Annotated in this window: 8 protein-coding genes; 2 read left to right on the forward strand and 6 right to left on the reverse strand. The window is 74.5% G+C overall.

Annotated elements, in window-relative coordinates; genetic code table 11:
- From ACWGDE_RS34200 to ACWGDE_RS34215, 4 genes are all read right to left on the reverse strand, one after another.
- Positions 1-431, reverse strand: a 431-nt coding sequence (locus ACWGDE_RS34200; protein ID WP_453392948.1) for a subtilase-type protease inhibitor, incomplete at its 3' end; no start/stop codon positions are given.
- Positions 432-636: 205 nt separating this feature from the next.
- Positions 637-1,032 (reverse strand): cyclic nucleotide-binding domain-containing protein, encoded by a 396-nt coding sequence (locus tag ACWGDE_RS34205; protein WP_453392949.1) that lies wholly within the window; start codon positions 1,030-1,032, stop codon positions 637-639.
- Positions 1,033-1,346: 314 nt separating this feature from the next.
- Positions 1,347-1,649: a hypothetical protein gene (locus ACWGDE_RS34210; protein ID WP_453392950.1), complete on the reverse strand. Its 303-nt coding sequence runs from the start codon at positions 1,647-1,649 to the stop codon at positions 1,347-1,349.
- Between the two features lie 168 nt (positions 1,650-1,817).
- Positions 1,818-2,492 (reverse strand): maleylpyruvate isomerase family mycothiol-dependent enzyme, encoded by a 675-nt coding sequence (locus ACWGDE_RS34215; RefSeq protein WP_453392951.1) that lies wholly within the window; start codon positions 2,490-2,492, stop codon positions 1,818-1,820.
- Positions 2,493-2,592: 100 nt separating this feature from the next.
- Between ACWGDE_RS34215 and ACWGDE_RS34220 the strand changes: the two genes are divergently transcribed.
- Positions 2,593-3,042 (forward strand): MarR family winged helix-turn-helix transcriptional regulator, encoded by a 450-nt coding sequence (locus tag ACWGDE_RS34220; RefSeq protein WP_453392952.1) that lies wholly within the window; start codon positions 2,593-2,595, stop codon positions 3,040-3,042.
- A gap of 46 nt (positions 3,043-3,088) precedes the next feature.
- On the opposite strand, the gene ACWGDE_RS34225 is transcribed toward ACWGDE_RS34220, so the two are convergent.
- A complete protein-coding gene (locus tag ACWGDE_RS34225) occupies positions 3,089-3,391 on the reverse strand; it encodes an ArsR/SmtB family transcription factor (RefSeq protein ID WP_453392953.1) in 303 nt (100 codons plus the stop codon).
- A 72-nt stretch (positions 3,392-3,463) separates the two neighbouring features.
- On the opposite strand from ACWGDE_RS34225, the gene ACWGDE_RS34230 reads away from it, so the two are divergent.
- A complete protein-coding gene (locus ACWGDE_RS34230) occupies positions 3,464-5,518 on the forward strand; it encodes a heavy metal translocating P-type ATPase (protein ID WP_453392954.1) in 2,055 nt (684 codons plus the stop codon).
- Positions 5,519-6,513: 995 nt separating this feature from the next.
- Here the strand turns inward: ACWGDE_RS34230 and ACWGDE_RS34235 are convergent.
- Positions 6,514-6,624 (reverse strand): DUF3224 domain-containing protein, encoded by a 111-nt coding sequence (locus ACWGDE_RS34235; RefSeq protein ID WP_453392955.1) that lies wholly within the window; start codon positions 6,622-6,624, stop codon positions 6,514-6,516.

The following is a 6,624-nucleotide window of genomic DNA, read 5'->3' on the forward strand; positions in this document are numbered from 1 at the left end:
CTGTTCCGCAGGCCGCACGGGTTGGCGTAGGTGTACGTGTAGCTCAGGCGCCGGCCCTGCCACACCCCGTCGGCCGTCACCGTGACCGGGTCCCACTCCCTGGTACACGCCGCGTCCGAGCGCGGCTCGGCCAGTGTGTCCAACTCGGGCCCGTTGGCCCTTAATTCGCGGCAGGCCGCGGCCGGGGCCGGGTGCGTTCCGCCGGGCCGGGGCGCGCAGACGAGGGTGACCGCGCGCCGCACCGTACCGTTCGCGGCGTCGTCCCCGTCCACGACGCTCAGGACGAGCGCGGACGGTGCGTACAGGCCTTCGGTGCCGACCGGGGCCGCGCCGGCGGTGCCGGCCGTGCCGGACACGGCCAGCACGGTGAGGGCGGCGAGCCCCGTGGCGGCCAGCGAAAGCCCCGCGGGGCCCCTGGTGATGGATCGCATGGCGAACACTCCTCGCGTCGTTGCGTCGGATAACGGACGCGAGTCTTGCCCATGCGGAAGCGGAACGCCCGTTCGCACCTCTACTTCTCGTCACCGAACGCACACGCATGACCGCAGACCGCAGCGATGCCCGGCCGCTGACCTGTGGGGGAGCGGCCGGCGGAATCGGCCGAACACACCCGCTGCCGGCGGGCGCGGCCCGCGCTCAGCTCGCGGCGGCGCGCGGGGCGAACTGGTCCAGGAGGCGGGTACGGGTCTGGTGCAGCCGCAGCGCGAGGACCCGGCCGACCCAGTGGCCGATGGCGGACCCGAAGGCCGGATCGGCGTCCATGAGCATCCGTACGGTCGTGGCGTCGAACTCGTAGGCGCGGACCGGGGTCATCGCCTCGGCGCCCAGCTGCCACACGTACGGCGGGAACAGCCAGGACCAGCCCACGAGCTCGCCGGGGCCCAGGCTCTCGATGGGGGTGGGCCGGCGGCCGGGGACCGGGATCTCCAGGGTCACCGTGCCGGAGCGCACGATCCAGAAGGATTCCGCCCGGGCGCCCTCGTCGAAGATCCGCGCACCCTCGCGAAAATTGACCTCACGGGCGTGTGACATCAGCCGTCCACGGTGTTCGGTGGACAGAACCGCAGCGATCCGGATGGGGGAAGGTGTGCTCACGACGGCCTCCGATCGGGACCCCCCGCTTCCCCCAGTGTCGCCGACGCCGGAGCGATTCCGGGGCACGGTGTGGGAAGGATCGGCCGATTCCGGGCGGAACAAACCCCTCCGGGCGCTACGGGAAGATATTCGCGGAGCCGGGGCCCGCCCGGGAGGCCGTCCGGAAGGCCGTTTGGGCGGTCGTTTGGACGGTCGTTTGGACGGTCGGTTGGGTCGGCGTGCGGAACCCGGCGACCCGGACCGGTCGTGCGCTATTCCTCCGCGTTGGCCTCCAGGCAGGCCAGCTCCATCGCGTCGAGGACGGCCTCGTGGCTGCGGTGGCTCAGCTCGGAGACGTTCTCGATCTGCGCCGTCGCCCAGGAGGCCAGGGCCATCACCAGTACGCGCAGCCCGTCGGTGCCGAACTCGGCGAGGATCGCGTCGGCGGTGAGCATCGCCTCCTCGGGCACCCGCTCCGGAGGTTCCATGCCGGCGAGGCCGCGCAGCAGGGTCAGGGTGCGACGGGATATCTCCGGGGTCATCCTCGCCAGCCGCAGGTCTTCTTCGTCGTCCATCACGCACCCACCCTCCGGTCCCGTGCCCGTACGTGTGCCCGTCGCCGGGCCGGCCCCCACAGGGCACCGTAGAGGGACACGGCACCTGGAGGGGCGGCAATCGCGAGAACCGGCAAGGTCCGAACGGGGCGGCCTGGGTGAGGGCGGGCAAGGTCCGAACGGGGCGGCCTACGCCTCCCGTGCCCCGGGGCGTGTTCCCGTTGCCCCGAGCCGCTCCGCGAGCGCGGGCAGCCCCGGGCCCGACAGGAGCGGCAGGGCCGCCGTGTCCCGGCCGGTGACCAGGAGCAGGAGCGCGGAGACCGGGCCCCGCACGGGCGAGCCGCCTTCTTCGCCCGCCGTCCAGTCGCAGTCCGTCGCCTCGAGGCGGAACCCCGCCAGCCGCCGCCGGGCGCGGAACGGGAACCCCATCGACCAGGCCCGCTGCGCGGCGGTCATCGCCGCATCGGCGGGCATGGCGCGGGTCCGCCCCAGCGGGACCGTGATGTCCTGCCCGTGGACCAGGATGTCGAGCATCGGCTCCAGGTGGCTCACCCCGGGCGCCTTCCGGCGGGACCCGGCCATCGCGCGCAGCTTGGGCGCGTACTCGGACACCGGGCGCACCGCCTCCCGTACGGCCGTGTCGTGGATCATGCGGTCGAAGCTGCCCCGCGCGCGGACCGCGGCCACCAGGACCGGGAGGGCGCCCAGTTGGGCGAGGGTGAGATGGGCGGCGACCTCGCGCACCCGCCACCCCGCGCACAGGGAGGGCGTCTCCCACTCCTCCGGGCTCAAGTCGTCCAGCAGGTCGGCCAGGGACAGTCGCTGACTGTCGATGGTCCGCCACACGTCGTCGGGGTTCATCATGTCGATCGACCTCCCGGGTGGCTGCACCGATGCTGGATTTCAGTCAGCCTCTCTGTCTAATGTTGGTCAGAGGGACTGACCAAGTCAAGGGTGGTGCGCGATGGCCGGGGCCGAGGCTGAAGGCGAACTCAATCTGGGGCTGCTGTGCTTCATCGCCTACCGGGCCATGGAGTCGGGCGTCTTCGACGCGCTCGCGGCGGCCGGCTACGCGGACATCACCGTTGCCCAGGGCCGCGTTTTCGCGCGCATCGGACCGGACGGCACCCGGGTCACGGACCTCGCCGAGCAGGCGCACATCACCAAGCAGACGGCCGGCTTCCTCGTCGAGCAGCTGGAGCGGTCCGGCTACGTCCACCGCACCCCCGACCCGAGCGACGCCCGCGCCCGGCTGGTCCACATCGCGCCCCGGGGCGCCGAGGCCGTGGCCGTCGCGCGGGCGGCGGAGGCCGAGGTCGAGGCCGAGTGGACCCGCCACCTCGGCAAACGGGGAACGCGGCAGCTCCGCGAGGCCCTGACACGGCTCCGCGAGGTCGCCGACCCGTATCGGTGAGCGGGTGCCTGTGCCTGTGCCTGCGTGGCGGGTTTGAGGTCGCGGCCTAGACCCGGCCGCCGTGGTGCACGTGCGCCAGTACCTGCTCGAGCAGGGCGGTGACGTGCGCGTCGTGGAGTTCGTAGACGACGCTGCGCCCGTCGCGGCGGCCGGTCACCAGGCCGAGGTGGCGCAGCAGGCGCAGGTGGTTGGAGACGGTGGGCTGGCCCAGGGAGAGGTCGTCGGCCAGCTCGCCGACCGAGCACGGGGCGTCGAGCAGCCGGGCGAGGATGCGGATCCGGGCGGGTGAGGCCAGGCCCTGCATGACCTCGGCGACGGCGGCGGCCTCGGGTTCGGTGAGCGGTTCCATGCGGTCACGATAGATCAGCGGATCAGGATGTCCACAGGTTCATATATTTCAACATGCTGATATGTTGATGCCATGACTGAAACCGGGAACACGACCAGGACCACGACCATGGGCGCGGGCGCGGGCACGGACGGCGCCGCCGAGACCGCGCACCGCCACGGGTTCCTCGGCGAGCGCGCGGAGCTGGTCAGCGCCCTGCTCGCCCTCGCCGTCTACCTCGCGGGCCTCGCCCTCCAGCTCACCGGCTACGGAGGACCCGTCGCGCAGGCCCTCTTCGTCGCCGCGTACGCCTTCGGCGGGTTCTTCACCCTCCGCGAGGCCGTCCTCGCCGTGCGCGCGGGCCGCTTCCAGGTCGACTTCCTGATGCTGGTCGCCGCGGCCGGCGCCGGCGCGATCGGCCGCTGGGAGGAGGGCGCCGTCCTGCTGGTCCTGTTCAGCCTCGGCCACGCCCTGGAGGGGTACGCCCTGGGCCGCGCCCGGCGCTCGATCGAAGCGCTGGGCGCGCTGGCCCCGCGTACGGCCCTCGTACGGCGAGCCGCCGCGGGAAGCGGTGCCGGTGTGCCGGGCGAGGTCGCGGAGGTGTCGGTCGCTGAGGTGCCGGTCGAGGAGCTCGTCGTCGGTGACACCGTCGTGGTGCGCCCGCACACCCGGGTCCCGGCCGACGGGTTCGTCGCCGCGGGCACCAGCAGCGTCGACCAGTCGCCGATCACCGGCGAGAGCGTCCCCGCCGACAAGACCCCCGTCGCCGACCGGGACGCCGCCCTCGCCGACCCCGGCGCGACCGGCCCCGACAGCCGGGTCTACGCCGGCACGGTCAACGGCTCCGGCGCCCTCGACGTGGTCGTCACCCGGCTCGCCGCGGAGAACACCCTGGCCAGGGTCGTCAAGATGGTCCAGGACGCCGAGGAGCGCACCTCCCCGACCCAGCGGTTCACGGAGCGGTTCACGAGGTTCTTCGTACCGGGCGTCCTCGCGCTCGTCGCCGTACTGCTGGGCGTCGGCGCGCTCACCGGGGAGCCCTTCACCGACACCTTCTACCGCGCCATGGCCGTCCTCGTCGCCGCCAGCCCCTGCGCCCTGGCCATCGCCACCCCGGCCGCCGTCCTCAGCGCGGTGGGCCGGGCGGCGCGCGGGGGAGTCCTGGTCAAGGGCGGGGCGCCGCTGGAGGAGTTCGGCCGGCTGCGGACCATCGCCTTCGACAAGACCGGCACCCTGACCGAGGGCCGGCCCCGCCTCACCGAGATCGAGCCTGCCGCCGGTGCCGGGCGCGAGGAACTGCTGAGCACCGCCGTCGCCGCGCAGCGGCTCAGCGACCACCCCCTCGCGCAGGCCGTGGTCCGCGACGGCTCCGGGCTCCTGACGCGGTCCGTCGCCTCCGAGGCGGGGGAGCTGCGCGCCGTCATCGGGCGCGGGATCGTTGCCGAGCTCGACGGGGACGCGGTCCACATCGGCAGCCTCGCGTACGCCGACACCCTCGCGGGACCGCCCGTCCCCGCCGCGCTGCGCGAGCGCACCGAGGAACTGGCGCGCACCGGCCGCACCACCATGCTGGTCCGCCGGGGCGACCGCTGGCTCGGCACCCTGGGCCTGATGGACCGGCCCCGCCAGGAAGCCGCCGACACCGTGGCCGCCCTGCGCGCGCTCGGAGTGCGGCGCACGGTGATGCTGTCCGGCGACGACCAGCGGGTGGCCGACGCGGTGGGCCGTGCCCTCGGCATGGACGAGGTCCGGGGCGGCCTGCTGCCCCAGGACAAGGTCACCGAGGTGACCCGGCTGCGCCGCACGGCCCGTACCGCGATGATCGGCGACGGCGTGAACGACGCCCCCGCGATGGCCGGTGCCACGGTCGGCGTGGCGATGGGCGCGGCGGGCTCGGCCGTGGCGCTGGAGACGGCCGACATCGCCCTGATGTCGGACGACCTGCGCCGCCTCCCCTTCATCACGGGCCTCAGCCGCAGCGCGAGCCGGATCATCCGCCAGAACCTCTGGCTGAGCCTGGGCATCGTGGCGATCCTGGTCCCGGCCACCACCCTGGGCCTCGGCATCGGCCCGGCGGTCCTGGTCCACGAGGGCTCCACGCTGGTGGTCGTCGTCAACGCGCTGCGCTTGCTGCGCTACCGCGACTAGGCCGTCTCTTTCGGATCTTGTCGGCCGGGCCCGCGGCGTCTGGTGCCGTGCGGGGCAAGGCGGAGGGGCGTCTCGTGTACTGGACGTACTCGGGCGCCCCTCCAACGCGGCCAGGTGCGGTGCCAGGCGTCGCGGGCCCGGCGGCCTGGGGCGCCGGTCGTCGGGCCCGACTCGGCCGGGGGGCCCGGGGCCCGGGGCCCGGGGCGGCCCGGCAGGACCCGGCACCGTCCGGCTCGGCCCGGCGGTGCGGCTGGATTCGGCCCGGCTCGGCCCATGCGGCTGGGGCCGGCGCGGGCCGGGCCGGCTGAGCTCAGCCCGGCCCGTCCGGCCATGCCCGGCCATGCCCGGCCCCGCCAGGCCAGGCCATGCCCGGCTCGGCGCGGGCGGCCAGGGTCTGCGCGGCTCGGTCCGGTCCGGTCCGGCTCAATGCAGCTGTCTAGGGTCGGTGACGTTCGGTTTGGCCGGCGTGGCTGGGCCCGGGCCGGCTCGGCCAGGCTCGGCGCCCGGTCCGGCCCGGGTCCGTGCGGCTCGGCACGGCTCGGCCCGGTCCGGTCCGGTCCGGCTTGAGGCGGATGCCAGGGTCGGTGAGGCTCGGTTTGGCCGGTGCGGCTGGGCCCAGCCCGGCCCGGCCCGGCTCGGTTCGGTTTGGCGTGGCTCGTCCGGCGCGCCTCGGCGCGGCTGGCCAGGGGTGGTGCGGGTAGGTTCGGCCCGCGCGACTTGGTTCGGCCCGGGCCAGGCCCAGCCCGCACCAGCGCAACCCGGCCCAGCCGAGCCCAGGTTCGGTCCGGTCCGGCGTGGATGGCCACGGTTGATGCGGCTCGGTTCTGCCTGTGCGGCCGGGCTGGCCTGGCCCCGGCCGCAGTGTCGGCATCGGGCCGCGGTGCCGGGGCGCCCGAGTACGTCCAAGTACCCGGGCGCCCCTGTGCATTGCGATGCACGGTGGGGCCCGGTCGACAAGATCCGACGGAGACGGCCGAGGGCGCGTCGCGCCGGGGCTACGGGAGGTCGTAGGCGAAGGCGTACTCCACGGAGGTGTCGCCGTGGCGGTGGACGAAGGAGCCCGAACCGGTGAGGCCCGCCAGATCGTCCGTGCCCGAGCCGGGCAC

The organism is Streptomyces sp. NPDC054956 (assembly GCF_053609185.1).